We start from the raw sequence: 24,412 nt of genomic DNA, 5'->3' as shown, positions 1-24,412 counted from the left end.
ATGTCTGGAGGATTAGTGACAGCCGCATACATTGTTGCTGCAATCCTGTTTATTTTCAGTCTGGCGGGGCTTTCCAAACACGAAACGTCTCAGCAGGGAAATAACTTTGGTATCGCCGGGATGGCGATTGCGCTGATTGCCACCATCTTCGGGCCGGATACCGGCAACGTGGCGTGGATCCTGGTGGCGATGATCATCGGTGGGGCGATTGGTATTCGTCTGGCGAAACGCGTTGAAATGACCGAGATGCCGGAGCTGGTTGCGATTCTTCACAGCTTCGTGGGCCTGGCTGCGGTGCTGGTGGGCTTCAACAGCTACCTGTACCACACGCCGGGTCTGGAACCGATTCTGGTGAACATCCACCTGACGGAAGTGTTCCTCGGTATCTTCATCGGTGCGGTCACCTTCACCGGCTCCATTGTCGCCTTCGGCAAACTGCGCGGGAAGATCTCCTCAAAACCGCTGATGCTGCCAAACCGTCATAAGCTGAATCTGGCGGCGCTGGTGGTCTCGTTTGTGCTGCTGGTGGTCTTCGTGCGTACCGAAAGCGTGGGCCTGCAGGTACTGGCGTTACTGGTGATGACGATCATTGCACTGGCGTTTGGCTGGCACCTGGTGGCCTCCATTGGTGGTGCGGATATGCCAGTGGTGGTCTCCATGCTGAACTCCTACTCCGGTTGGGCAGCGGCGGCAGCGGGTTTCATGCTGAGCAACGACCTGCTGATTGTTACCGGTGCGCTGGTAGGTTCTTCGGGTGCGATTCTGTCTTACATCATGTGTAAGGCGATGAACCGTTCGTTCATCAGCGTTATCGCCGGGGGTTTTGGTTCCGACGGCTCTTCAACCGGCGCTGACGAAGAAGTGGGTGAGCACCGTGAGATCAGCGCGGAAGATACCGCCGAGATGCTGAAAAACTCGCACTCGGTCATCATTACCCCGGGCTACGGCATGGCAGTGGCGCAGGCGCAGTATCCGGTTGCCGAGATCACTGAGAAGCTGCGCGCGCGCGGCATCAAGGTTCGCTTTGGTATTCACCCGGTGGCAGGGCGTCTGCCAGGCCACATGAACGTGCTGCTGGCGGAAGCGAAAGTGCCTTACGATATCGTGCTGGAGATGGACGAGATCAACGACGATTTCTCGGACACCGACACCGTGCTGGTCATTGGCGCTAACGACACCGTTAACCCGGCAGCGCAGGACGATCCGCGTAGCCCAATCGCCGGGATGCCGGTTCTTGAAGTGTGGAAGGCGCAGAACGTTATTGTGTTTAAACGCTCCATGAATACCGGTTATGCCGGGGTGCAGAACCCGCTGTTCTTCAAAGAGAACACCCACATGCTGTTTGGCGATGCCAAAGCCAGTGTGGATGCGATTTTGAAAGCGTTGTAAGTTGCATTGAAACGAAAAAACCGCCGAATTCGGCGGTTTTTTTTTGCCGGGTGGCGCTGACGCTTACCCGGGCGTTAGGGGTTAATCGTCTTCCGGATCGTCCAGCTCAACCGGCGTCTGGTACTCATCCGGCTTGATCACCAGCAGGTCACAGCGCAGATGATCGATTACCTGTTCAGCGGTATTGCCGAGGAACGCGGCAGAGATCCCGGTTCGTCCAATGGTGCCCAGTACCACAATCCCGGCCTGCAGATGTTCGGCTAAATCCGGGATCACCTCTTCAGGCAAGCCTTTTTCCACGTGGGTCATTTTTTCATCAATGCTGAATTTCTGGCGCAGCGCTTTCATTGCGAGCAGGTGCTGGCCACGGATCGCGTCGTTGTACACGCTCGGGTCAAATTCAGGCAGCTCAATGGCGATATTGATCGGGGTAACCGGGTAGGCTCCCACCAGATGCACTTCGGTGTGGTTAACCTGGTCAGCCAGCTGGATGGTCTCCTTGACCAGCTTTTCGTTCAGCGAATTGTGATAATCCTCTTCGCTGGCGAGATTCACTGCCACAACGGCTTTCCCGCCTTCAGGCCACGGCTGGTCTTTCACCATCCAGACCGGGCAAGGGCATTTACGCAGCAGATGCCAGTCGGTTGGTGTGAAGATCACGGATTCCAGCTTGTCATGCTGATGCGTCATCTTCAGCAGCAGGTCGTGTCCACCGGCAACGACTTCCTGGATGATGGCTTCGAAAGGCCGGTTATGCCACACCACTTTAATATCAATGGGCACACCCGCTTCCAGATAATATTTAGCCTGTTCGCGGATCCACGCGGTACGCTGGCTGATCACGCCCTGACGCATCGCGGTGCGCTCGTCAGGCGACAGAAGGGTGGTCATCTCATACGAGAAGTCATAGATCGGCAAAAACGCTTTGATTTTGCCACCAATCCGTTGATGTAAATACACAGCACGTCGTAATGCCGGCTGATCGTCCTGATTCGGATCGATAGCTACCAGCATGTTTTGATACTTTGCCATACAGGTCTCCTTACTACTGTCACCACAGTCTGTAATTAAAAGAGTAACCTATATATCCTGAATGAAACAGAGGGGAAATTTTGCCAGATCAATAATTCATGAAAATTTATCAGAGGAAAAGCACCGTCGCGGTGACTGCGATAAACGCAATAAACAGCAGTACCATCACCACTATCGCAAACGTCGTGGAATCCTGAACATAGGTTTTTTCTTCCCCCTTCATTGGGCCGACAAGCATGATCCAGATGAAGATAAAGGTCACTGAGGCGATCACGACTGAAACGAAAAACAAACTTTCTCTCAATTCATAACCTCAACGAGAACCTTCCAGGTTACTGTGTGGTGACGTACTGCGGTGAAACTGTCAGTGAACGGACGTGTTACAGGCCAGACCCATAAATCATGGAAATTTATGGGTCTGGCAGGTTATCTGCGGGGCGTTATGCCACGTTGCGGGCATGCCCGGCAAGAACGGCCAGCGCTTCACCGTTTTCGATGGTGATGTATTTACCTTTAACAGCCAGCATTCCGCTTTTCTGGAAACGGCCCAGCAGACGGCTAATCGTTTCCACGGTCAGGCCCAGGTAGTTACCGATATCGCCACGGGTCATGGTCAGACGGAATTCACGCGGAGAGAAACCACGCTCGGCAAAGCGGCGGGAGAGGTTATAGATAAACGCCGCCAGGCGCTCTTCTGCATTCTTTTTGGAAAGCAGCAGGATCATGTCCTGATCGCCTTTGATCTCACCGCTCATCAGACGCATCATCTGCTGACGCAGGTTAGGCATCTTGCCGGACAGATCGTCCAGGGTTTCAAACGGGATCTCGCAAACCATTGAGGTTTCAAGGGCCTGAGCAAAGCTCGGATGGTGACCCGTGCCAATGGCATCAAAGCCCACCAGGTCGCCTGCCAGATGGAAGCCGGTGATCTGCTCGTCACCCTGTTCGGTGATGGTGTAGCTCTTGATGGTGCCAGAACGGATAGCATAGAGCGATTTCAGTTCGTCTCCGGCTTTAAACAGCGTTTGCCCTTTCTGAATCGGCTTTTTACGCTCGATGATATTATCAAGCTGATCAAGTTCGTGTTCATTCAGGGTAAACGGGATACAGAGCTGGCTGATGCTGCAATCCTGGCAATGGATAGCACAACCGCCAGACTGAATGCGTCGTATAATTCGCTTTTCCGGGATCATAGGTTTGCTCAAGCCTTAATTGATATTGGTCAATTTTAACATCTTTTTGGTAAGTACGTAAGCCTGACAAACCCTCAATAAGGACAAGAGACGGCATCATGTCGCCATCTTCTTGAAATTCCACAGCTTGATTATGGATTTTTAGCCTAACCGGAAGAAAATTAAGCACAAAAAGCCTGGGAATTACAGCAAGAGATACCCTTCGTGACGCAGTAACCACTCTTTTCGCTGCACCCCGCCGGCATAGCCGGTGAGGGTACCGTTGCGGCCAATTACGCGATGGCAGGGCACCACAATGCTGACCGGGTTAGCGCCATTCGCGGCCCCCACTGCGCGTGCGGCCCCGGCGCGACCGAGTTGCTCCGCGAGTTGCCCATAATGCATGACCTGTCCGCAGGGAATAGCCCGCAGCGCCTGCCACACTTCGCGCTGGAAAGGCGTGCCGGCCGTGGCAGTTGGCAGGCTGTCAATGATGCTGAGATCGCCTTCAAAGTACGCTGTAAGCTTGTCGCTCAGTCCGCCCGGGTTGGTGGCGCGGATACGTTCATACCCCTGTACGCGGTAGTGGATATCGAGCAGTTCTTCCATGCGGTCGCTGTGCTCTTCCCACTCAACCGCGCGCAGACAACCCTGCTCGTCGGCGATCACCCACAGCGGCCCAAGCGGCGTCGCAATCTTATCTTCGAGTAATCTCAGCATCTTCATTCCTTTAGTTCAGCCTCGGGTAGATCCCCGGTCCAATCGGCAGGCCGACAAGATACCACGCCACTAACATCACCAGCCATACCCCTAAAAAGATAAGCGGATAGGGTAAAACCAGCGAATAGTAGGTACCCAGTTTCGCCTCGGGTTTATAGCGCTGCAGGAAGCCTAAAAACAGCGGAACAAATGGCGAAACCGGCGCAAGGGGAATGACTGAGGAATCTGCGATGCGGAACAGGATCTGCGCGAAGGCCGGGTGGAACCCAAGCATCATAAACATCGGTACGAAGATCGGCGCCAGAATCGACCAGATGGCGGAGCCGCTGGCGATAAACATGCACAGCAGCGACGAGAGCAGCGCCAGACCGACAAACGCCGGTACGCCGCTTAGCCCGGCAGCTTCCAGCGCGTCGGTCAGGCCAACGGCCATAAACTTGCCCATGTTGCTCCAGTTAAACATGGCCACAAACTGCGCCAGCGGGAACACCATCACGATAAAGCCAGCCATCTCTTTCATCGGCTCGATCATCAGCTGCGGCAGATCGCCCTGGCGGCGGATTTTGCCAGTGGCGATACCGTAGGCGAGCGATACGACAAAGAAAAACAGGATAATCAACGGCACAATGCCCTGAATAAACGGCGAGGGCAGGACGGTATGTTTAACGGGATCGCGCAATATCCCGTTTTCCGGCACCACCATCAACGCCACCAGCGCGATAAAGGCCAGCGAGACAACGCCCGCCACGCGCAGGCCGAAGCGCTGTTCTTTACTCAGTGTCTCCAGTTTTTCATCGCTACGGCCTTCCCATTTCCCCAGGCGCGGCTCAATGATTTTATCGGTAATCAGCCCGCCGACAATCGTCAGGACAATGACCGAGCTTGCCATAAAGTACCAGTTGTCGATCACGCTGACGTGCATGGCCGCATCGAGGGTTTTCGCCGCCTCGGTACTGATGCCGGACAGCAGAACATCGGTAGTCACAATCAGCAAATTGGCGGTAAAACCGCATCCGACGCCGGCAATCGCCGACAGCAGTCCTGCCACCGGGTGACGCCCGACGGCGAGGAAGATCAGCGCCCCCATCGGCGGCATGATCACCAGCGCGGCGTCGGAAGAGATATGGCTGAAGAAGGCGATAAACAGCACCATGTAGCTGGCGTAACGTGCGCTGACGTGAGAGGCCATTTTCACCATCAGAGCCGGTAACAGGCCCACGCGCTCCGCGAGCCCGGCCCCCAGCACCAGTGCCAGAATGGCACCCAGCGGAGCGAAGCCGCTGAAGTTTTTAATCACATTGGGTAAAAACCAGTGCAATCCCTCAATGCTCAGCAGATTTTTCACCGCCACCAGGCTGCCGTCGGCCGGGCTGCGCACGCTAACGTCAAAGGCGGAGAGCACGGCGGTGACAACCATCAATATCACAATCAGATAGATAAAAAGCAGGAAAGGGTGCGACACTTTATTGCCGATCCTTTCAACCCAGCCATAGAGCTTACCGGATGGGGAATGCGAAGGTATGGATGACATACTCATGGGCGTTCCTCGGGAGTGTTGTGTTGTTGTGTTTTTTTATTTTAAAGGTGACGGTGTCACGCCCGGTGGGATCGGACACACGTACGGTTTTTCTTGTATGTGTTGTTCAAACTCTTCACGGCATTTTTTCAGCAGCGCCGCATCCTGCAGCAGATTCAGCGCGGTTGCGCCCATCACTTTCCCGGCCAGCAGCATCCCTTTGTGAGCAATCGAGGTTCGTCCCTGCGCCACCAGCTGCCAGGTGTGCAGCGGCGTGCCGACGGTAAAGCAGGGGCTGAAGCACTGGGCAACCGGCATTTTCCAGCTGACGTCACCCACGTCGGTTGAACCCGCCAGCACGTTATCGGTGACGGCATAAGGCGCGACTTCATCCACCAGCAGCGTCGCCTGATGACGACGGGCAAAGGCTTTACCCGCTTCGCCACCCGTGGCGGCAATATTTTTCAGGCTGTTTTGCAGATCGTTGGGCGTCAGCGTGGCGCGGATCTCGCGGGCAAACTCTCGCTCTTCGTCGGTCCACTCCGGCGTGCCGTAGTGCTGCAGGGCGCGATACATCGCCGCCTCAAGCGTGCGGTTTGGCAGGTAACTGGAGCAGGCTTTATCAAAGCGGCACTCGACGGTGGTTTCGGTCATCAGCGCCGCGCCCTGGGCGATTTTTTCGATACGTTCGTAGATTTGCTGTGCATCGGCCATCTCCGGGGCGCGGATCAGGTACAGCACTTCGGCCTGCGCCTGCACCACGTTAGGCGAAATCCCGCCGGTATCGGTAATGGCGTAATGGACGCGCGCTTTCTCAATAATGTGTTCGTTGAGGAAGTTGGTGCCGGTAGTCATCAGCGTCACCGCATCCAGCGCGCTGCGCCCCAGATGCGGAGAGTTGGCCGCATGTGCCGCCACCCCCTTAAAACGCCAGGCGGCCTGAATATTGGCCAGCGTGCTGACGTTAAACATCCCGGCAAAGGCCTCCGGGTGCCAGGTCACGGCGGCATCGACGTCGTCAAACAGCCCTTCGCGCACCATAAAGGTTTTCCCGGAGCCGCCTTCCTCACCTGGACAGCCGTAAAAACGCACTGTCCCGCCGCTGCCGTGCTGCTCCAGCCAGCTTTTTACCGCGACCGCCCCGGCAAGGGCTGCGGTGCCCAGCAAATTATGCCCGCAGCCGTGGCCGTTAGCCCCCGGCGTGGCGGATTGTGGGGTCGCACAGTGTGCCTGCTGGCTTAACCCGGCCAGCGCATCGTATTCACCCAGCAGGGCGATAACCGGTTTTCCGCTGCCGAAGCTGGCAATAAAGGCGTTAGGAATGCCGCCCGCCTCGCGCGTGAGGGTGAAACCTTCGGCTTCCAGCGCGCTGGCAAGCCGTTCGGCGGACCAGAACTCTTCAAAGCGGGTTTCAGGATGATCCCAGATCGCATCGGCGATGTCGGTTAACGTGCGACATCGCGTGTCGATCGCATCGGCAATAAAAGCGTAGTTGTCCTGCATTACACACCTCGCGTCCACGGGAAATTGAGCGCCGTCCGCGCCAGCGTTTCGATGGCGACCGTCATGACCTGCTCATCGAAGTCGAATTTTTCATTGTGATGTCCGGCGCTCAACGCCGTGCCAAACACCATATAGGACGCCATGCCGCCGTTTTGCTGCACGCGGGCCATCATCAGCGTGGCATCTTCGGAGCCTGCTGGCGCTTTGACCTTGTCGATAGCGTGAACCACCCCCGGAACCTGGCTGGCCTGTTCGCGCAGATAATCAACCCAGGCGGGTGTCGGCGAGCTGGCGGTGGCAGCCCCCATCAGGCGCATCTCTGCCTTAACGCCGTAGAGCGCCGCCGCGCCGGTAATGACCGCCTGCGCCCGTTCAAAGACATACTGGTTAATCGCTTCGTTTTCGCCGCGCGTTTCAACCTTTATCAGGGCATTGGCGGGCACCACGTTGCGCCCGCTGCCTGCCTGCATCACCCCGACGTTCACCCGGGATGCGCCTTCGCTGTGCGGGGCGATGCTGTGTAACGCGATGGCGGCCTGCGCGGCGGCGAGCAGGGCATTACGTCCGTCCTCCGGTTTGCCGCCAGCGTGTGCGGCCACGCCGGTAAAGTTCACGTCGAATTTGGTGGTCGCCATAAAATTATCGCTGCCGCAGATCACCGTCCCGGCAGGCACGCCGGTGCCAATATGGATGGCGGTGAAATAGTCCACGTCATCCAGCGCTCCGGCGGCCACCATGGCACGCGCGCCGCGCGTCCCTTCTTCTGCAGGCTGGAAGATCAGCTTGAGGGTGCCGCTGAGCTGCGCGTCATTCTGCTTAAGTACCTGCGCCAGCCCCAGACCAATCGTAGTGTGGCCGTCGTGTGCGCAGGCGTGCATCATCCCGGGATTGCAGGAGGCAAACCCGTCGCGGAACGGGCGGTGGCTTTGATCGTGTGCTTCGCTTAAATCCAGGGCATCCATGTCCACGCGAAATGCCAGGGTTGGGCCCGGGCGGCCGGTATTCAGGGTCGCGACAATCCCGGTAAACCCGCCCTCAAACGGCGCCAGCCATTTCTCCGGCGCGCCCTGCGCACGGGCGCGGGCAAATTCTCGCGCCAGGGTGGCCTCATCGGGCAGGCCCATTCGGCTTTCGGCATCCACCACGTCGCGCCCCATCGCCAGCTCATAACCCAGCGAGTCCAGGGTTTCTGCGACCTTCGCCGCGGTACGAAACTCCACCCAGCCGGATTCAGCAAACTGGTGAAAATCGCGACGCCATGCGCTCAGCTGCGGGGTTAGGGTCTGGATGTACTGCGTCAGTGTGTCCATATCTGTTCCTGTCATCATTAAAATATGTGAACTGCTTCACGCTGTGATAGTTTTTACTTATCACTAACCGTTTTTTCACAGTTTTAACCGTTCAGGAATTACCCTCGCACATCCCTTTCCATTAAAGTAGATGACAGTTTCTTTACTCTGATAAACAACGGTTATCGGTCGGGCTATGTCATTTCAGATTAAATTTCATCAAATCCGGGCGTTTGTCGAAGTCGCTCGTCAGGGCAGCATTCGCGGTGCCAGCAGGACGCTGAATCTTTCGCAGCCGGCGCTGACCAAATCCATCAAAGAGCTGGAGGAGGGCATGGCGGCGCAGCTTTTCGTGCGCAGAAGTAAGGGCGTTGCGTTGACCGAATGTGGGGAGGGCTTCTACCAGCGCGCGAAGTTGATTCTGGAAGAGCTGCGCGCGGCGCAGGATGACATCCGTCAGCGGCAGGGGGAGCTGGCCGGGCAGATCAATATCGGGATGGGGGCCAGCGTTTCACGCAGCCTGATGCCCGCGGTGATCTCCCGCTTTCACGCGCAGCACCCGCAGGTCAAGGTGCGGATTATGGAAGGGCAGCTGGTGTCGATGATCAATGAATTACGCCAGGGGGAACTCGATTTCACCATCAACACCTATTATCAGGGGCCTTATGACCACGAGTTTACGTTTGAAAAACTCTTCGAAAAGTCGTTTGCGGTATTTTGCCGGGAAGGACATCCGGCGACCAAAGCAACCTCAATTAATGAACTTCTGCATTATAACTGGACAATGCCGACGCCGCGGGGGAGTTATTATAAGCAACTGGAAGAGGTATTTAGCCATCGCGCACAAATACCGCGAATAGGGGTTGTCTGCGAAACATTCTCCTCCTGTATTAGCCTGGTCGCGCAAAGTGATTTTTTAAGCATTCTGCCGCAGGAACTGGGCTGTGACCCGCTGCTGGCGCATCGACTGGTGATGTTGCCGGTTGTCGAATCGCTTCCAAAAGCGGCATATTATTTAATTCAGCGCCGTGATTCCCGTCAGACACCCCTTGCCGAATCTTTAATTACGCAATTCCGAAGAGAAGCGCGAAAAATAGTCGCGGCGTGAGAAAAAGAACGTAAAAAAACAGGGTCTGTCCGACATCTGACAGACCCTCCAGTACACACAGCAGTGCGTCCTTTCGCCAGTCCTGAGTATTATATCCATGAAGCAGGTATATTTAGGTATAACACCTTTCCCGAAAAAGGGAAGAGGGTTGAGTATTTGATTTTACGAATTTTTAACACAAATCACTTATTTTACGTTTGCTGAAATTTAAGTTAAGTCAGATTAAAGCGTGTTTTATAAATACTATATATATTCATCGGGTTAATATTTATGTCGCGCGACGGCGGTTAACGGTGATTGAGGCCTCTTCCCGGCGCAGGTATAGTACCCTCCTTAGTTGTAGCCGGAGGATGTCCATGAACCCTGACGACAAATCTTATTTTCTTGACGCCATGGAGGATGTCCAGCCCCTGAAGCGCGGCCCGGATATTCACTGGCAGCCGAGCCGCAATACGCGGGTGCGCGAGAAGGTAGATAGTGAACAGCTGGATAACTTCCTGACGCTGGGTTTTCTTGAACTGGTGCCCCTTGACGAGCCTCTGGCGTTCCGGCGCGATGGGGTACAGCAGGGCGTTATCGATAAGCTGCGATCGGGTAAATACCCCCGCCAGGCCAGCTTAAATCTCCTGCGCCAGCCCGCCGAACGCTGCCGTCAGATGCTGTTTTCGTTTATTCGCCAGGCCGGGCGCGACGGGTTACGTAACCTGATTATCATTCATGGGAAAGGGCGCGAGCAGAGCTCACATACGAATGTCGTGCGCAGCTATCTGGCGCGCTGGTTGACCGAGTTCGGGGAAGTGCAGGCTTTCTGCGAGGCGCTGCCGCATCACGGCGGCAGCGGGGCATGCTATGTCTCGCTGCGCAAATCCGATGAAGCGAAACAGGAGAACTGGGAGCGGCACGCCAAGCGCAGCCGCTAATGAGAGCGGGCGAGACACTCGCCCGCCGGTGACTCAGAAGGTTTCCCAGTTGCTGTCGGCAGACGCGCTTGTCGTTGCCGGTCGCAACAGCTGTGGCGTTTTCACATTCGTCGGGCGCGGGGCGACCGCTTTCTCTTTTCCGTTCAGACGAAACGCGGCGACGGCCTGACGCAGCTGTTCGGACTGATCTTCCAGCGCCGCCGCCGCCGTGGCGGACTGCTGCACCAGCGCGGCGTTTTGCTGCGTCACGCTGTCCATCTGCGAAACGGCCAGACTTACCTGCTCAATTCCCCGGCTCTGCTCGTCAGACGCAGAGGAAATCTCACCCATAATATCGGTCACGCGGGTGACGGCGGCGACAATCTCTTTCATGGTGGAGCCAGCCTCGCTGACCTGCTCAGAACCGGTATTTACCCGGCTGACTGAGTTTTCGATAAGCCCTTTGATCTCTTTCGCCGCCTGTGCGCTGCGGCTTGCCAGCGTACGGACTTCACCTGCGACCACCGCAAAACCGCGACCCTGTTCCCCGGCGCGGGCGGCTTCCACCGCTGCGTTAAGTGCCAGAATGTTGGTCTGGAATGCGATACTGTCAATCACGCCGGTAATATGCGCAATTTGCTGCGAACTGTCGGCAATTTCGGTCATGGTGCGAACCACGTTATCCACCACGTGACCGCCGCGCGCCGCCGTTTCTGAAGCATTCTTCGCCAGCAGGGTCGCCTGACGGGCGTTATCGGAGTTCTGTTTAACCGTCGCCGTCAGCTCTTCCATGCTGGCGGCGGTCTCTTCGAGCGAGGCTGCCTGCTGCTCGGTACGGGCGGAAAGATCGTTACTTCCTGCGGCAATTTCGCCTGCACCGGTGTAGATGGAATCGGTGCTGCCGCGTACGGCGCTGACGGTGGTCACCAGCGATTGCTGCATTTCATGCAGACCGGCGGCCAGCTGGCCCATCTCATTGCGGCCAGAAAGGGTGATTTCCTGCGTCAGATCGCCCCCGGCAATCGCGCGAATATGGTTCATAATGGTGTTGAGTGGTTTTAACAACAGGTGTTGTAAACCCTGCCAGATGACCACCAGTACCGCGATAACGGCCAGCAAGATAGCCGCCAGTGTCCATTGCATCTGCGTGAAGCTGCTCTGATTCTCTTCGGCGGCGGCTTTCAGCAGAGTGTTGTTTTCGGCGCGCCAGCGGTTATAGACCGCTTCCATATCGTCCTGCGCCTGTTGCGCGTCCAGATCGCCATAGGCCTGGTAGTTGTCGGCACGCAGATACTCAATCGACAAACGCATCACTTCGTGCATCTGGTTCCAGGACTTCTGCATCTCGTCGGTCAATGCCGCGTTCTGGCCGTTAACCTGCGGCAGTTTTTGCCACGCTTTGTTATAGGCTTCGGCTTTTGCCAGCGAGTCACCTGCGGTGCCGAGCAGTTTATTGATCGCCGCAAGGGATGCCGGATCGCGCTGATTTTTCAGGTAGCGGATCGCCACGCGGGTCACGGTGACGCGTGTTTTCACCAGCGTGTTCACGCTGTCGCTCAGGCTTTCCTGCTGAGCGTTGAGCACACCGGAATTCTGGAAGTTATGGCGATCGTTACTGACGGCAGAGTAGAACAACCCTCCCGTGACAACTTGCAACAGACAGAATATGGTGAGGGCAAAGATAATACCGGTAATCACGTGCAGATTTTTCAGCATAGCGGTCGTCCGTTAGAGAAGATGCAGGGTTTCTTCAATACTATCGTCGTAGAGAATTTAAACTTTAATTTAACTCGCGCTTAACTCAGGGGCCCGTGAGGGAACCTGTTGTAAACCCGGATCATTTTTTATGAGGAAGGTCAACATGAGCAGCATTGATAAAAGCGGGACATACGCGCTCGGAACGCGAACGGTTAAACGACTGGGCTATGGTGCGATGCAGCTGGCCGGGCCGGGCGTATTTGGGCCGCCGAAGGATAAAAATGCCGCGCTGGAGGTGTTACGTGAAGCCGTGGCGGCGGGGGTAAATCACATTGATACCAGTGATTTTTATGGCCCTCATGTGACTAACCAGCTGATCCGCGAGGCGCTTCATCCGTACCGGGACGATCTGACGATTGTGACCAAAATTGGCGCCCGTCGCGACAGCAAAGGCGCCTGGCTACCGGCCTTTTCCGCACAGGAGCTGACGCAGGCGGTGCATGACAACCTGCGTAATCTGCAGCTGGATGTGCTGGACGTGGTGAATCTGCGGATCATGTTTAGCGCGCACGGGCCGGCGGAAGGATCGATTGCTGAACCGCTTTCCACCCTGGCAGAGCTCCAGCAGCAGGGGCTGGTGCGTCACATTGGCCTGAGCAACGTCACGGCCACTCAGGTTGCGGAAGCGCAGAAAATGGTGCCGGTGGTGTGCGTGCAGAACATGTACAACATTGTGAACCGGGGGGACGATGCGCTGGTGGATCTGCTGGCGCAGCAGGGGATTGCGTATGTGCCATTCTTCCCGTTAGGCGGCTTTACGCCACTGCAATCTTCCGGGCTGCAGGCGGTTGCCGACTCGCTGGGCGCAACGCCAATGCAGGTTGCGCTGGCATGGCTGCTGCAACGTTCCCCGAATATCCTGCTGATCCCGGGCACTTCGTCCGTGGCGCATCTGCGGCAAAACCTCGCGGCGGGCGAACTGGAGCTGCCGCCTGACGCACTGGAAACATTGAATACGCTGATGGACTGATCGTCACAGGCGCGAAGCCCGACATGTGCTTTTGGGCTTTGCGCGTTTTAAATCTTCTGACACTTCAACGCGTTTGGGTGCGCTTCCGGAAATGACCTTGATCCCTGGCCATAATCCGTAATACTGTATTTATATACAGTATCTGGCGAGAAAGGCATTATGGACACTCTCTTTTCTTATCATCCAAACCAATACATTGAATTACCTTTATTTTTAGAGCGTGTAGCCTGTGGTTTCCCCAGTCCGGCGCAGGATTATGTAGAGGATCGTCTCGATCTTAACCGGCTGGCAGTGAGACACCCCAGTGCGACCTATTTTATCAAGGTGAGTGGAGACTCCATGATTGGCGCAGGGATTGGCGACGGCGATCTGCTGGTTGTCGACCGTTCGCTAACTGCCGGGCATGGGGATATCGTTGTGGCCTCGGTCGCCGGAGAGTTTACGGTGAAGGAGTTACAGACCCGTCCGGTTCTGCGGCTGCTGCCACATAACGTTCGCTATCAGCCGATTACCTTTCAGTCCGAAGAGGAGCTGCAGATCTTCGGCGTCGTCACCCACACCCTCAAAACGCATAAACATGTTCGCGCTGGTTGATGTAAATAGCTTTTATGCCTCCTGCGAAAGGGTGTTCCGCCCCGATCTGGAGGGGAAGCCCATCGTGGTGGTTTCCAATAACGACGGCTGCATTATTTCACTGTCGCGGGAGGCAAAGCAGTTCGGCATAAAAATGGGTGAGCCGTATTTTAAATTCAAAGAGAAGCGTTTTCCGTCACGGGTTTACGTGTTTAGTTCAAACTATGCGCTGTATGCCGATCTCAGCAGTCGGGTGATGCAGACGCTGACCGATCTCGCCCCGGCAATAGAGATTTACTCCATTGATGAGGCGTTCGTGAACGTTTCAGGGGTCAGTAACTGCCTGGCGCTGGAAGCATTCGGTCACCAGATGCGCACGCAGGTCTTTAAAAATACGGGCTTAACCGTTGGCGTCGGTATTGCCCCGACGAAAACGCTGGCAAAGCTGGCCAACTATGCAGCGAAGCGGTGGTCCGGCACTGGCGGCGTGGTCGATCTGTCGGATCGCGAGCGGCAGCGGAAACTGCTGGCAAAGGTTCCGGTTGAGGAGGTGTGGGGCGTAGGGCGGCGCATCACGAAAAAGCTTAACGCGATGGGAATTACCACGGCGCTGGAGCTGGCGGAAGCATCCTCCTGGGTCATTCGCAAACATTTTAACGTGGTGCTGGAACGTACGGCGCGCGAGCTTCGCGGTGAGCCTTGTCTTGATCTGGAGGAGTACACCCCCACGAAGCAGCAAATTATCTGTAGCCGTTCGTTTGGTCACCGTATAACCCAATACGAAGAGATGCACCAGGCGATTTGCGCCTATGCGGAACGTGCCGCAGAGAAACTGCGCGGCGAGCATCAGTATTGTCGTTTTATCAGCGTGTTTGTGCGGACCAGTCCGCATGCGGACAACGAAATTTATTATGGCAATCAGGCCTCTGTCACCCTGATGACGCCCACCAATGACTCGCGGGATATTATCCGTGCCGCCACGGAGGCGCTGGGGCGAATCTGGCTCGACGGGTATCGCTATATGAAAGCCGGGGTGATGCTGGCGGACTTTTTCAGCAGCGGCGTCGCGCAGCTTAATTTGTTTGACGATAACCGTCTGCGCGCCAACAGTGCGGCGCTGATGGAGATGATCGACAGCGTAAATCACTCCGGCAAAGGGAAGATCTGGTTTGCGGGGCAGGGTATTGAGAAAGCCTGGGCAATGAAGCGCGAGATGCTGTCACCGGCTTATACAACGCGATACGCGGATTTGCCGGTGGCGAAGTAATAGTGGCGCTATTTCTTTTGCGTCAGCCAGGTTGCCGCGGCCGTCAGCATGCCGATCCACGGCATTTCACCCGCACCTGCCAGGAAATTATGGCGATCGATGTCATTATTTTTACGAATATCAGCAAGGCGGATAAGCGCCGTTTTCTCATCCGTGGCGCCGATCTCCTCAAACTGTTTTTCAAACCCCTGAGCGATGAGTTGCGCGGCCGCGTCGATATTTTCGCTCTCGATCGCAATCAGGTTCGTGCCTTTTTGGAAAAAACGGTAATCCTGCATACGTGCTCCAGTAAGAGGAGGATAGGGTGAAAATACACTATGCCTTGCGGTTAAAAAAAGCACGCGATTTGCGCAAGCAACGTTTAGCTTTTCTTTACGATTTCAGGCAGTAATTGCTCAATCACGCCCACGACGCTGCGGACGCGTTGTGGAATAAAGCGCGCGTCAGGGTAGACGGCATAGAGAACGCGGTCGGGTAACCGCCAGCCGGGCAATACCGGTACCAGCGTGCCGGCCTGCAGCGCGCGGGCCGCAAGCGGGCGCTGCATGCCGCCGAGCCCGATGCCTGCCTCCAGCGCCTGTAACAGCGCGTCGCTGGTATTGGCCCGGAAAACGGTATTCACCTTCACCTCAAGGGTTTCCTCAGCAGCAATCAGCCTCAGCGGAACATCCGGCGGGATGCCGCTAAACCGTACGTGCGGCAGCGTCGCGAGTTCGCTGACGTCGTCCACCGCCGGAAAACCGGGGGCGGCAAACAGAGCCGTTTCAATACGCGCCAGCACGCGAGCCGCATGCGCCTGCGGGGGCTCGCTGCTCAGCCGTATCGCCACATCCACACCCTCCGTCACCAGATCGGCAATCCGGTCATCAAGAGAAATCATCAGATGCAGTTCGGGATGCAGGCGTTGCAGCGTCAGTAAATGGGGCAACACAATCTGCCCCAGGCCGCTTGGCAGCTGGACGTGCACGCTGCCCTGAAACTGGTGGTCGACGGGATTGAGCCGCCTCTCCGCTTCCCGCATGGCGTCCAGCAGCAGCTGCATGTCCCGACGATAACGCTCCCCCTGCTCGGTCAGCTTCATGGTGCGCGTTGTTCGGTGCAGTAACACCACGCCGAGCTCCTGCTCAAGGGCGGCGATCTGCTGGCTAACGGCAGATTGTTTCATTCCGCTCTGGCGGGCGGCTGCAGAAAAGGATCCTGCCTGCGCGACACAGAGAAAAGTAGAAATGGCGTTGAGCTTGTTATTCATTTAATGGTTTTTCTGATAGGTGCCATCGAAGTGAGGGGATATCCGCTAAAAAAATAATATATGACACTGCATCTGTCACCCATTCTGGAGAAACACCATGAATAAAAGAGAGCAACACAACGTCGCGTTGGTCGCGGGGGCCAGCGGCATTGTCGGCAGACAGCTTGTCAGGACGCTCCTGCATCACAAGTGGGAGGTGATCGGCCTCAGTCGCCACGGCGTCACCCATCCGGATGGCATTCCGATGGTGAACGTCGATTTACTGGATGCGCAGGACAGCGCCCGGGCGCTGCGCGTCCTGGATGGCATCACTCATCTCTTTTACAGCGCCTGGGCGAACGCGGCGAACTGGACGGACATGGTCGAGCCGAACGTTACAATGCTGCGTAATCTGGTCAGCACGCTTGAAAAAACGGCGCCTTTGCAGACGGTAAGCCTGATGCAGGGGTACAAAGTCTACGGTGCACATCTGGGGCCGTTTAAAACCCCGGCGCGTGAAAGCGATCCCGGCGTGCCGGGGGCGGAATTTAACGCCGCGCAGCTCACCTGGCTCAGCCAGTTTCAGCGCGGGAAACGCTGGCACTGGAACGCCATCAGGCCGGGCGTGGTGGGAAGTTCAGTGCCGGGCAATACCATGAACCTTGCGCTGAGCATCGCCCTGTACGCTTCGCTGTGCAAGGCTCAGGGGTTACCGCTGCGTTTTCCCGGTTCGGAACAGACCTGGCACAGTATTGTTGACCATACCGACGCCGGGCTGCTGGCCGAAGCCACCCTATGGGCCGCCACGTCACCTGCGGCACAGAATCAGGCATTCAACGTGAATAATGGCGATATCTGGCGCTGGAGCGAGCTGTGGCCGCGCATCGCTCGCTGGTTTGAGCTGGACACTGCGCCGCCGGTGAGGTTGTCATTTCGCCAGCTGTTTACGGATTATCGCGACGTCTGGCGCGAGCTTGCCGGGGAACGGCTGGTGGAAGCGGATATTCTGAAACTGAGCGACGGGCAGTTTGCCGATTTCGTCTTTAGCTGGCATTACGACATGTTCGGTGACGGGAGCAAACTCCGGCGGTCGGGCTTCACGAAAATGCAGGCGACTGATGAGATGTTTTTCAGCCTGTTCGCGCAGCTGAGAGCCGCGCGGATTATTCCCTGACGCTAAGGGTTGTTGTCATCAACGATCGGCGCGTTATACTCACGTCTTGAGAATCATGTAGGGTGGGGCAGGGATATGCACGAGAGCCTAAAAATAATATCAGTCGCGCTGCCCCTCATTGCGCTTTTCATATTGTCCGGATTTTTTATCAGACGTATTCGTCAGGCAAAACGCATCATTACAGACCGCAACGGGATGAAAAAAATATCCGCTAACCCGTCAATATTTGGCGGGAATGCAGGTAAAACCTGGTTTTATGATGACCAGTTTTTATATGAGGTTAAAAATAACGCCACCCGTAAAATTGCGCTGGCGAATATCATTAAGATCGGGCCGGGGAATACCGAGATAAATAGCAGACGGGTCTGGATTGTTATTTATCGTGACGGTGCTAATGAAAAGCAGGTGCAGTTTTATAACAATCTTACCCTCTGGAATCATAACTTCACGGCTTTTCTGGCAGCGGTAAAAAGAGCCAATCCTGACGCTGTCGTGAAAAAACGCTCATTGCTCAATTTATGAAAAACAACCGCAGACGGTTTGCGGACGCCGCCCGTGGGGAGCGTCCGGAGCATCAGGGTTAAGGGCTTACTCAACCGTTAACGCATTAACCACCTCGGCCACGCTTTTCACGCTGTGAATATTCCCGATCCCCGTGCCGAGCGCGATATACCCTTCATCGGTATTATTTTCCAGCATGCCCAGGCGCAGGCCCCGTAATCCGCCCATCGCCTTGCCCAGCGCTTCGTTGCTTGCGCCAGCTTTATCCATCGCTGCCAGTTTTTCCGCCAGCCTGCCGGGAAGAGAGCGGTAGTAATGGGGGACAGTGCGGAAAAGCAGTAAATCGAGACCGTTGGCGGCAACAATTTTATCTTTGACCCCCTGCGGCACGCGGCTTTCTTCCGTACTGATAAACACCGAGCCGGCAAATACGCCTTCAGCGCCTAAGGTGTGCGCCGCTCTGGCGGTGCGATTATCGGTAATGCCGCCCGCCGCCATCACCGGAATATGCTTCACGGCATCGGCAATCAGCGGCACGATGGAAAAGGTGCCAAGCGCCGTGGCGGGTAACGTTCCGCCCTCATCAAAACCGGTGGCAACGATAATGTCTGCCCCCGCGTCTTCTGCGAGGCGGGTGTTTTCCGGGGTGGGGTTGATGTCGCGGTAGATAATGGCGATACCCGCCTCTTTTAGCTCGCTGAACAGCGCCGGAATAATGCTGCCTTCCCCATAGCCCGTATACACAACGGCCCTGACGCCTTCCTCTTTCACCACCTGAAGGATAGGGCCTGTCCAGACGTCGTTAACGGCCGTGGGGATCAGGTTCACGCCAAAGGGCTTTTCGGTCAGCCGCTTCGTTTTACGAATTTCTTCCCGCATTTTTTCGGCGGTCTCTTCCGGCGTGGAGACCGCGGTGTCGGCGGTTAAGCCGGCGTTGGGGCCCAGCACGCCAAGCCCGCCGGCATTGCTGACTGCAGCGACTAAGCGGGCGTCAGTGAGCCAGGATAGCGGTCCCTGAATAACAGGTTTTTCGATGCCCAGGATCTGACAGATACGGTTATTTTTCACAGCAGACTCTCCCTTACGTTTGAATGGAGGAGAGTGTAGGGCGCAAGATTGTTAGGAAAAATAGCCAAAAATATTCATCACTGTTATAAAATTAATAACAATAATCTTATCCTGCTTACGGCAAAAGCATCCCTTATGCAAATAAACCTCTTTGAATCCATGAGAATTTTTATTGAGATTGTCGAATCAGGGAGCCTTACCCAGGCGGCGGAGAATCTGCGGGTCCATCGCCCGGCCGTCACCAAAGCGTTGCAGCTACTGGAGCAGCACAGCGGCACGCGGCTACTGCAACGCACCACGCGTCGGATTAGCCTGACCCCGGATGGAGAAGCATTTTATCGCCGGAGTAAACCCCTGCTGGCGCAGGCGGACGAATTACTGGAATCGTTTGGCGCCGATCGGCCGATACACGGCCAGCTGCGAATCGATATGCCCATCTCGTTTGCGGCGTTGCGGGTGATACCCAACCTGCCTGATTTTTATCGCCAGCATCCCGAGATTGACATCATTCTGAGCAGCTCGGACCGCCGTCGGGATATGCTGCGGGATGGGCTGGACTGTGTGCTGCGGGTGGGCGAGCTGGACGACGGCGATTATATCGCGCGTAAAATCGGGAACATTAAAATTACGACCTGTGCCAGTCCGGCCTGGCTGGCACAACACGGTACGCCAGAAACGCTGGATGATTTGCGAAAGCATCAGGCCATCAACTGGATTAATAACAGCAGCAGACACATTCAGCCGTGGACGTTTACCACGCCAGAAGGCGTCGCGGAGATCGCGCTACCCGGTAAGCTCGTGGTGGATAACTCCGAGGCCTACATCGCGGCAGGCCTGGCCGGGCTGGGGTTAATGCAGGGGATGAACCTCTTTCTCCAGCCTTACCTTGACCGCGGTCTTCTGGTTGAAGTCCTGCCAGACTATCGCTCCCCGGATCGCAAGCTGTCACTGCTCTACCCACACCGCCATCTCTCCCGCAAGGTGCGGGTCTTTACCGAGTGGCTGGAGAGTCTGGTGTGAAAACAGCCAGCGTGTGACACAGTGCGCCAATCTGTTCGACGGCGTTCAGCAGGCGGGGTGTCGGTTCGTTTGCGCAGTTCAGCCGCAGAAAATGCGTTAATTCTGCCCCCGGGGAAAACAGGGGGCCAGGGCTGACGCCGATGCCCAGCGCCAGCGCGCGGCGATGCACCTCCAGCGCGTTGACCTGCTGAGGGAGTTCTACCCACAGCAGAAAACCGGCTGCGGGTACGTTAAGGCGCGTACCGGGTGGAAAGCTGGCTTCGACCCGCGCCACGACGGCGCGTATTCCCGCTGCGATCCGGCGCTTTAGCCGGCGCAGGTGACGATCGTAGTCGCCACTTGCCAGCACCTCACTCGTCGCGGCTTCCAGCAGCGGCGTGCCTGCCCAGTCTCCGGCCATGCGGGTCTGTAAGACCTGAGTGTGGTAGCGTCCGGCGGCAATCCAGCCGATTCGCCAGCCCGGGGCAAGCGTTTTAGACAGGGAACTGCAGTAAATCACATTTCCGCTCTGGTCGAACGCCTTACAGGCAGGCGGACGTTGCCCTTCGCCGACCAGGTCTCCGTAGACATCGTCCTCTATCAAAGGAATACCTGCGCCTTCAAGCAGGGTAACCAGTTCCTGCTTGCGCGCGACGGGCATACTGGCGCCCAGCGGATTTTGCACGGTGGGTGAGGCCAGAACGGCTGCGGGACGGTGGCAGCGTATGGCGTCTGCCAGCGGTTCCAGTAACAGACCTTCAACAGGATCGGTAGGGATTTCTAAGGCCTTCAGGCCTAAATCTTCCAGCAGCAGGAGCGTGCCAAAGTAGGCTGGCTGTTCAATCGCCACAACATCCCCAGGCTGACACACTGCCCGCAGGGCCAGGCGTAGCGCCTGCGTCGCGCCCGCGGTGATAATGAGATCGTCCGCGCCGAACCGGGCTCCCCACTGCGCAGCCCGCGCGGCAATCTTACTTCGCAAATCTCCCCTTCCCGGAGGCAGGCTATAGTTCTGCCCGTGCGCGTCCAGACGACGCCCCGCGGAGTGCAACGCCCGTTGCAGCGCATCACCCGGCAGCCACGCAGGATCGGGCAGGGCGGCGCCCAGCGGGATCAGACGAGCCTCTGCACTGCTGAACAGCGATCGGGCCACGGCGGACATAGTGACAGGGACCGGGCCTGACGGGGAACGGGAGGGTTCCACGCGCGGAAGGAGACGGGTCTGATGGACGTAATAACCTGAACGCGGCCGCGCAACAATCAGCCCTTCCGCTTCGAGACAGCGAAGGGCTTCAAGCGCCGTCGGGAGGCTAACGCACTCGCGTTCTGCCAGTTTACGTGCGGAGATCATGCGGTCACCGACTTGCAATGCGCCAGAAGAGAGCGTGAGGCGCAACATCTCAGCAATACGGCGATAGTGTGGGGACGGGGCAGACATGGGTATCTGTTCAGGCTAATTTTCGATAAAACTGACTATACAGCCAATGATGTGCGCCATCTATAGTGTCCGACATGTTCATGACAAGGAGGCATTATGCACAGCGAAAATTTCGACATTTCTTCCTATTTCAAACGCATAAACTACAGCGGACCGGCGGCTGCCGATACGGCTACCCTGCATGCCCTTATGCGTCATCAGCTCTTTTCAGTCCCGTTTGAAAATCTGGACGTGCAGACGGGCAAAATTGTCTCGCTGGCGCCAGACGACATTGCCGATAAAGTGTTAAAGAAAGGGCGCGGTGGCTACTGCTATGAGGTGAACGGGCTTTTTGCCATGGCGCTGGCGGTGTTAGGTATCCCTTACCGTTTCGTGGCGGCGCGCCCGATGTTCTACCCCGTGCGGAGGCCGAAAACCCATATGGCGTTAATCGCCGAAGTGGAGAACCGACAGTGGCTTTGCGATCTTGGCTTTGGCAGCTATGGCATTCGTGCGCCGATGGCGCTGGACACGCTTGACGTGGATATCACGCAGGATTTCGACACGTTTCGACTCAGCCGTAGTGCGGAGGGCGAATATCTTCTTCAGGCGAAGGTTGAGGGTGAGTGGGCCCGTCAGTACGGCTTCGACCTTACCCCTCAGGAGTGGATTGATTTCGTCCCGGCCAACTACCTTAACTCCACGCATCCTGACGCTATTTTTGTGCAGAAACTGGTGGTGGTGCAGCATCGCCCGGAAGGGCGCCAGATTTTGCTGGGCGATATGCTGAAAACCATCACGGCGAACGGCACTGAAACGCGGCAGCTGGCGGAGGAGGACATACGCCATGTCCTGAAAGACCGTTTTGCACTGACCGCCGCGTAATCTGTAGGAGCAACCGCCGCAATCACCTGGACATTTTAACCAGGGAAAGGGTCAGGCAAAGAGTCCCTTAATAAGCATCCAGAAAAGAGAGAGCAGGCAGAGGATTTGTACCGTCCGCAATGACCACAGTTGAAAACGCCATTGATACCGCTCCCGGGCATCGGCTTCTGCGATCGGGCCAGCGGCGTCAGAGGCGTTTTTCCTTATGCGGCGCAGAAAATCATGACACAGCCAGACCAGAAGTATGAGGCTAATTATTCTCGTGAAAAGTAAACCGTAGGCGTTATAAAACGTATCCCAGTAGCAGTGGAGGGTATCCAAGGCTTATATCCTTTTCCTGAGCCGCCCATACGGCAGGTATGGGCGGTGAATGATTACTTCTTCTTATCCATCATCGCCTTTAAATCAGCAAAGGGGTTAAACGTGGCGACGCCCACGTCTTTTTGCGCGTCTTCCCCGGCAACCACGGTAGTACCGTACTGATCCGCTTCGGTGTATTTCGAATGTTCGTGATCGTGGCAAAACAGGCACAGCAGCTCCCAGTTGCTGCCATCTTCCGGGTTGTTGGTATGGTCGTGATCGATATGGTGAACCGTGAGTTCACGCAGATTGGAATAGACAAACTCGCGCGAGCAGCGTCCACACACCCAGGGATAGATTTTTAATGCTTTTTCGCGATAGCCGCTTTCCAGCCGCGCGTAGTTTTTGGGGATCAAAGCCATTGCCGGTTTTACCTGCCATGAAAAAAGTAGGGGATATTATATCCTATTATGTGGCGAAATGACGAACCACGCTATTCAGTCAATTTATTTGATGCTTTCCGTTAAATAAACGGCATTTATTCTTAGCGGGTAATGCGTAAAGTGGACAGCACGCAACGCATTCTCAGGACACATAGTAATGAAAAAGATCGGGTTTTTATCGTTTGGTCACTGGACACCTTCTCCGCAGTCCGGCACGCGCTCAGCGGCAGATACGCTGCTGCAGTCCATCGATTTAGCCGTGGCGGCTGAAGAGCTGGGGGCAGACGGTGCCTATTTCCGCGTACACCACTTCGCCCGACAGCTTAGCTCGCCGTTTCCTCTTCTGGCCGCCATTGGCGCAAAAACGAAAACCATCGAAATCGGCACGGGCGTGATCGATATGCGTTACGAAAATCCGCTGTATATGGCCGAGGATGCGGGCGCGGCGGACCTCATTTCCGGTGGACGTTTGCAGCTTGGCATTAGCCGCGGCTCTCCGGAACAGGTTATTGATGGCTGGCGTCATTTCGGCTATGTCCCGCAGGAAGGGGAAAACGAATCGGATATGGCGCGCCGCCATACCGAAGTGCTGCTTGATGTGCTGCGCGGTGAAGGGTTTGCCAAACCAAATCCGCAGCCGATGTTTCCGAATCCGCCGGGGCTGCTGCGCCTGGAGCCCTATTCCGAAGGGCTGCGCGAGCGTATCTGGTGGGGCGCCGGTTCAAATGCGACGGCAGTGTGGGCGGCAAAGCTGGGCATGAATCTGCAAAGTTCAACCCTGAAAGACGATGAAACCGGTGAGCCGTTCCATATTCAGCAGGCAAAACAGATCCGCGCCTACCGTCAGGCCTGGAAAGAGGCCGGACATACGCGCGAGCCGCGGGTGTCGGTGAGCCGCAGCATTTTTGCATTAATGGACGACCGCGACCGGATGTACTTCGGCACCAGCCGCAACGACAGCGACAGCGTGGGTTACCTGGATGAGAAAACGCGCGCCATCTTCGGGCGCAGCTATGCCGCGGAGCCGGATAAGCTCATTGAACAGCTGAAAAAGGACGAGGCGATTGCCGAGGCCGATACGCTCTTACTGACCGTGCCGAACCAGCTCGGTGTGGATTATAATGCGCACGTGATTGAGTCCATTCTCAAACATGTCGCACCGGCAATGGGCTGGCGCGAGTAGTTGTTACGCTAGCAGCCG

General features: G+C 56.4%; 24 protein-coding genes. 11 read left to right on the top strand and 13 right to left on the bottom strand.

Features of this window, described 5'->3' with window-relative positions; translation table 11 throughout:
- The gene (pntB, locus tag EKN83_RS14590) at positions 1-1,389 is read left to right on the top strand and encodes a Re/Si-specific NAD(P)(+) transhydrogenase subunit beta (RefSeq protein WP_025758569.1); all 1,389 of its coding nucleotides are present in this window, start codon (positions 1-3) and stop codon (positions 1,387-1,389) included.
- An 81-nt stretch (positions 1,390-1,470) separates the two neighbouring features.
- Here the strand turns inward: pntB and uspE are convergent, their stop codons facing one another.
- The 7 genes from uspE to EKN83_RS14555 form a co-directional block, all read right to left on the bottom strand.
- Entirely contained in the window at positions 1,471-2,421 is a 951-nt protein-coding gene (gene uspE, locus EKN83_RS14585; protein WP_025758570.1) for a universal stress protein UspE, read from the bottom strand.
- Between the two features lie 109 nt (positions 2,422-2,530).
- Complete coding sequence (locus tag EKN83_RS14580; RefSeq protein ID WP_224752873.1) at positions 2,531-2,713, bottom strand: hypothetical protein; 183 nt, start codon at positions 2,711-2,713, stop codon at positions 2,531-2,533.
- A gap of 148 nt (positions 2,714-2,861) precedes the next feature.
- The gene (gene fnr / locus EKN83_RS14575; RefSeq protein ID WP_006174991.1) at positions 2,862-3,614 is read right to left on the bottom strand and encodes a fumarate/nitrate reduction transcriptional regulator Fnr; all 753 of its coding nucleotides are present in this window, start codon (positions 3,612-3,614) and stop codon (positions 2,862-2,864) included.
- A 183-nt stretch (positions 3,615-3,797) separates the two neighbouring features.
- Positions 3,798-4,313 carry a methylated-DNA--[protein]-cysteine S-methyltransferase gene (gene ogt, locus EKN83_RS14570; protein ID WP_025758573.1) on the bottom strand — a complete coding sequence of 172 codons (516 nt, stop codon included), beginning with the start codon at positions 4,311-4,313 and terminating at the stop codon, positions 3,798-3,800.
- 10 nt (positions 4,314-4,323) lie between these two features.
- Complete coding sequence (abgT, locus tag EKN83_RS14565; RefSeq protein ID WP_126801199.1) at positions 4,324-5,850, bottom strand: p-aminobenzoyl-glutamate transporter; 1,527 nt, start codon at positions 5,848-5,850, stop codon at positions 4,324-4,326.
- A 36-nt stretch (positions 5,851-5,886) separates the two neighbouring features.
- Positions 5,887-7,332 (bottom strand): M20 family metallopeptidase, encoded by a 1,446-nt coding sequence (locus tag EKN83_RS14560; protein WP_126801198.1) that lies wholly within the window; start codon positions 7,330-7,332, stop codon positions 5,887-5,889.
- Positions 7,332-8,642, bottom strand: coding sequence for a M20 family metallo-hydrolase (locus EKN83_RS14555; protein ID WP_126801197.1), 1,311 nt, complete (start codon positions 8,640-8,642; stop codon positions 7,332-7,334). The genes EKN83_RS14560 and EKN83_RS14555 overlap by 1 nt, the downstream gene beginning before the upstream one ends.
- Before the next feature lie 175 nt (positions 8,643-8,817).
- Here EKN83_RS14555 and EKN83_RS14550 point away from each other — a divergent pair, with 175 nt between their 5' ends.
- Both EKN83_RS14550 and smrA read left to right on the top strand, forming a co-directional pair.
- Positions 8,818-9,729, top strand: coding sequence for a LysR family transcriptional regulator (locus EKN83_RS14550; protein ID WP_025758577.1), 912 nt, complete (start codon positions 8,818-8,820; stop codon positions 9,727-9,729).
- A gap of 356 nt (positions 9,730-10,085) precedes the next feature.
- Positions 10,086-10,649, top strand: a complete 564-nt coding sequence (smrA, locus tag EKN83_RS14545) for a DNA endonuclease SmrA (protein ID WP_126801196.1) — start codon at positions 10,086-10,088, stop codon at positions 10,647-10,649.
- Between the two features lie 33 nt (positions 10,650-10,682).
- Here smrA and tcp read toward each other — a convergent pair whose 3' ends face one another.
- Positions 10,683-12,344, bottom strand: coding sequence for a methyl-accepting chemotaxis citrate transducer (tcp, locus tag EKN83_RS14540; protein ID WP_025758580.1), 1,662 nt, complete (start codon positions 12,342-12,344; stop codon positions 10,683-10,685).
- A 145-nt stretch (positions 12,345-12,489) separates the two neighbouring features.
- On the opposite strand from tcp, the gene EKN83_RS14535 reads away from it, so the two are divergent.
- The 3 genes from EKN83_RS14535 (at position 12,490) to umuC (ending at position 15,196) form a co-directional block, all read left to right on the top strand.
- Entirely contained in the window at positions 12,490-13,356 is an 867-nt protein-coding gene (locus EKN83_RS14535) for an aldo/keto reductase family oxidoreductase (protein WP_045284901.1), read from the top strand.
- 159 nt (positions 13,357-13,515) lie between these two features.
- Complete coding sequence (gene umuD / locus EKN83_RS14530; protein WP_025758584.1) at positions 13,516-13,950, top strand: translesion error-prone DNA polymerase V autoproteolytic subunit; 435 nt, start codon at positions 13,516-13,518, stop codon at positions 13,948-13,950.
- Positions 13,934-15,196, top strand: a complete 1,263-nt coding sequence (gene umuC / locus EKN83_RS14525) for a translesion error-prone DNA polymerase V subunit UmuC (RefSeq protein ID WP_025758586.1) — start codon at positions 13,934-13,936, stop codon at positions 15,194-15,196. Before umuD ends, umuC begins: the two co-directional genes overlap by 17 nt.
- Before the next feature lie 8 nt (positions 15,197-15,204).
- Here the strand turns inward: umuC and EKN83_RS14520 are convergent, their stop codons facing one another.
- The gene (locus EKN83_RS14520) at positions 15,205-15,474 is read right to left on the bottom strand and encodes a hypothetical protein (protein WP_126801195.1); all 270 of its coding nucleotides are present in this window, start codon (positions 15,472-15,474) and stop codon (positions 15,205-15,207) included.
- A gap of 83 nt (positions 15,475-15,557) precedes the next feature.
- Positions 15,558-16,445, bottom strand: a complete 888-nt coding sequence (locus tag EKN83_RS14515) for a LysR family transcriptional regulator (protein WP_126801194.1) — start codon at positions 16,443-16,445, stop codon at positions 15,558-15,560.
- A gap of 97 nt (positions 16,446-16,542) precedes the next feature.
- Between EKN83_RS14515 and EKN83_RS14510 the strand changes: the two genes are divergently transcribed.
- On the top strand, positions 16,543-17,598 hold the full coding sequence (locus EKN83_RS14510; RefSeq protein ID WP_126801193.1) for an SDR family oxidoreductase: 1,056 nt from the start codon (positions 16,543-16,545) through the stop codon (positions 17,596-17,598).
- Between the two features lie 75 nt (positions 17,599-17,673).
- Positions 17,674-18,120: a hypothetical protein gene (locus EKN83_RS14505; RefSeq protein ID WP_126801192.1), complete on the top strand. Its 447-nt coding sequence runs from the start codon at positions 17,674-17,676 to the stop codon at positions 18,118-18,120.
- A 66-nt stretch (positions 18,121-18,186) separates the two neighbouring features.
- On the opposite strand, the gene EKN83_RS14500 is transcribed toward EKN83_RS14505, so the two are convergent.
- Positions 18,187-19,167, bottom strand: coding sequence for an NAD(P)H-dependent flavin oxidoreductase (locus EKN83_RS14500; protein WP_025758593.1), 981 nt, complete (start codon positions 19,165-19,167; stop codon positions 18,187-18,189).
- A 135-nt stretch (positions 19,168-19,302) separates the two neighbouring features.
- Between EKN83_RS14500 and EKN83_RS14495 the strand changes: the two genes are divergently transcribed.
- Complete coding sequence (locus EKN83_RS14495; protein ID WP_126801191.1) at positions 19,303-20,187, top strand: LysR family transcriptional regulator; 885 nt, start codon at positions 19,303-19,305, stop codon at positions 20,185-20,187.
- Here the strand turns inward: EKN83_RS14495 and EKN83_RS14490 are convergent.
- Positions 20,159-21,604: a PLP-dependent aminotransferase family protein gene (locus tag EKN83_RS14490; RefSeq protein ID WP_126801190.1), complete on the bottom strand. Its 1,446-nt coding sequence runs from the start codon at positions 21,602-21,604 to the stop codon at positions 20,159-20,161. The genes EKN83_RS14495 and EKN83_RS14490 overlap by 29 nt on opposite strands.
- 96 nt (positions 21,605-21,700) lie before the next feature.
- Here EKN83_RS14490 and EKN83_RS14485 point away from each other — a divergent pair, with 96 nt between their 5' ends.
- Positions 21,701-22,468: an arylamine N-acetyltransferase family protein gene (locus EKN83_RS14485; protein WP_126801189.1), complete on the top strand. Its 768-nt coding sequence runs from the start codon at positions 21,701-21,703 to the stop codon at positions 22,466-22,468.
- 374 nt (positions 22,469-22,842) lie between these two features.
- On the opposite strand, the gene yajD is transcribed toward EKN83_RS14485, so the two are convergent.
- Positions 22,843-23,190 carry an HNH nuclease YajD gene (yajD, locus tag EKN83_RS14475; protein WP_003857471.1) on the bottom strand — a complete coding sequence of 116 codons (348 nt, stop codon included), beginning with the start codon at positions 23,188-23,190 and terminating at the stop codon, positions 22,843-22,845.
- A 178-nt stretch (positions 23,191-23,368) separates the two neighbouring features.
- On the opposite strand from yajD, the gene EKN83_RS14470 reads away from it, so the two are divergent.
- Positions 23,369-24,394: an LLM class flavin-dependent oxidoreductase gene (locus tag EKN83_RS14470; protein WP_025758602.1), complete on the top strand. Its 1,026-nt coding sequence runs from the start codon at positions 23,369-23,371 to the stop codon at positions 24,392-24,394.
- Positions 24,395-24,412 lie beyond the last annotated feature (18 nt).

This window comes from Enterobacter sp. WCHEn090032 (genome assembly GCF_003986875.1).
GTDB lineage: Bacteria > Pseudomonadota > Gammaproteobacteria > Enterobacterales > Enterobacteriaceae > Enterobacter > Enterobacter sichuanensis.
This window is presented reverse-complemented; position numbering and strand designations above follow the sequence as displayed.